The 2500-nt window shown below is 54.1% G+C and carries 2 rRNA genes (both running past the window's edge); both read right to left on the bottom strand.

The features are described 5' to 3' along the window. Window positions 1-1077, bottom strand: a 23S ribosomal RNA gene (locus CBW65_RS16180); it reaches 1919 nt to the left of the window's first position. A gap of 271 nt (window positions 1078-1348) precedes the next feature. Next, window positions 1349-2500 (bottom strand): 16S ribosomal RNA (locus tag CBW65_RS16175); it runs 395 nt beyond the window's last position. Together the 16S and 23S rRNA genes form the textbook arrangement of a ribosomal RNA operon.

Below are 2500 nucleotides of genomic sequence, written 5' to 3'. Positions count from 1 at the left end.
GGATCTTAGCACTCATAGTCTGACTGCTGAAAATAAGTCGATGGCATTCGGAGTTTGACTGAGTTCGGTAACCCGGGGAGGGCCCCTAGCCCAATCAGTGCTCTACCTCCATGACTCTCATTTCAACGCTAGCCCTAAAGCTATTTCGGGGAGAACCAGCTATCTCCGAGTTCGATTGGAATTTCACCGCTACACCCAGCTCATCCCCGCACTTTTCAACGTGCGTGGGTTCGGACCTCCATTGCATTTTACTGCAACTTCATCCTGTCCAGGCGTAGATCACTCGGTTTCGGGTCTACGACCGCGAACTTTCGCCCTCTTCAGACGCGCTTTCGCTGCGGCTCCGGCTTCTCACCTTAACCTCGCCCGCGATCGTAACTCGCCGGTTCATTCTACAAAAGGCACGCCGTCAGGCATGAACGCCCTCCGACTGATTGTAGGCACACGGTTTCAGGTTCTTTTTCACTCCGCTCCCGCGGTGCTTTTCACCTTTCCCTCACGGTACTGGTTCACTATCGGTCGCCAAGTAGTATTTAGCCTTGGGAGGTGGTCCTCCCTGATTCCCACGGGATTTCTCGTGTCCCGCGGTACTTGGGGTATCGTCTCGGAGTCTGGTTGATTTTGAATACGGGACTTTCACCCTCTGCGGTCGATCGTTCCAGATCGTTCTTCTACCAAACAGATTTGTAACTCCATTCGGCGGACAGTGCGAAATTTACCGAATTCGCTGTCGCTGCTTCGATAAATTTGGCACTGTCCACCGATGAGACGCCCCGCAACCCCGCATGGCCGAAGCCACACGGTTTGGGCTCTTCCCCGTTCGCTCGCCGCTACTAGGAGAATCACTATTGTTTTCTCTTCCTCAGGGTACTTAGATGTTTCAGTTCCCCTGGTCTACCTCTCAACACCTATGGATTCAGTGCTGAGTGACACTCCATTACGAGTGCCGGGTTGCCCCATTCGGATATCCCCGGATCAACGCCTGCTTACGGCTCCCCGAGGCATTTCGGTGTTTGCCCCGTCCTTCATCGGCTCTTGGCGCCAAGGCATCCTCCGTGCGCCCTTCGTAGCTTAACCTAAGTTAATTACGAAAGATTGCATTTCTTCATGTCTTGACTCACTAAATTCGCTATCCAGTTTTCAAGGAACACTCTGGAGTTCATGGCCTCACGGCCACTTGATCCTCCAAAACTAAACGAGTTGTTATCAGAGATTGATGCGAGTAAGTTGTTGTTTGATCACTTCTCGCGAGGCGATCTGTCATGATCTCGAATCAAGCAAAACTTGATCTTAATCAGTTCTGGCCGATAGGCCATGAGTATGAGCCGTTAGGCTCGGTACTCCATAGAAAGGAGGTGATCCAGCCGCACCTTCCGATACGGCTACCTTGTTACGACTTCACCCCAGTCATCGACCCCACCTTAGACGGCTGGCTCCTTGCGGTTACCTCACCGGCTTCGGGTGTTGCCAACTCCCATGGTGTGACGGGCGGTGTGTACAAGGCCCGGGAACGAATTCACCGCGGCATGCTGATCCGCGATTACTAGCAATTCCAGCTTCATGCAGGCGAGTTGCAGCCTGCAATCCGAACTGTGAGCGGCTTTTTGGGATTGGCTCCGCCTCGCGGCATTGCAACCCTTTGTACCGCCCATTGTAGCACGTGTGTAGCCCAAGACATAAGGGGCATGATGATTTGACGTCATCCCCGCCTTCCTCCGGTTTGTCACCGGCAGTCAATTGTGAGTGCCCAACTAAATGATGGCAACACAATTTAGGGGTTGCGCTCGTTGCGGGACTTAACCCAACATCTCACGACACGAGCTGACGACAACCATGCACCACCTGTCACCGCTGCCCCGAAGGGAAGGTCTATCTCTAAACCGGTCAGCGGGATGTCAAGTCTTGGTAAGGTTCTTCGCGTTGCTTCGAATTAAACCACATGCTCCACTGCTTGTGCGGGCCCCCGTCAATTCCTTTGAGTTTCAGTCTTGCGACCGTACTCCCCAGGCGGAGTGCTTAATGCGTTAGCTTCGGCACTGAGGGTGGTACCCCCCAACACCTAGCACTCATCGTTTACGGCGTGGACTACCAGGGTATCTAATCCTGTTTGCTCCCCACGCTTTCGCGCCTCAGCGTCAGAAATCGGCCAGCAAGGCGCCTTCGCCACAGGTGTTCCTCCACATCTCTACGCATTTCACCGCTACACGTGGAATTCCCCTTGCCTCTCCGATCCTCAAGCCATCCCGTATCCAAGGCAATCCCAAGGTTGAGCCTTGGGCTTTCACCCCGGACGCAAATGGCCGCCTGCGCGCGCTTTACGCCCAGTGATTCCGGACAACGCTTGCCCCCTACGTATTACCGCGGCTGCTGGCACGTAGTTAGCCGGGGCTTCCTCCTCTGTTACCGTCAGGGTGTGAGCATTCCCTTCTCACACTTGTTCTTCACAGAAGACAGAATTTTACAACCCGAAGGCCTTCATCATTCACGCGGCGTTGCTCCA

It is taken from the genome of Tumebacillus avium (genome assembly GCF_002162355.1).
Lineage (GTDB): Bacteria > Bacillota > Bacilli > Tumebacillales > Tumebacillaceae > Tumebacillus_A > Tumebacillus_A avium.
Note: the sequence above shows the minus strand (reverse complement) of the source record. Positions and strands in the feature narration are given on the sequence as shown.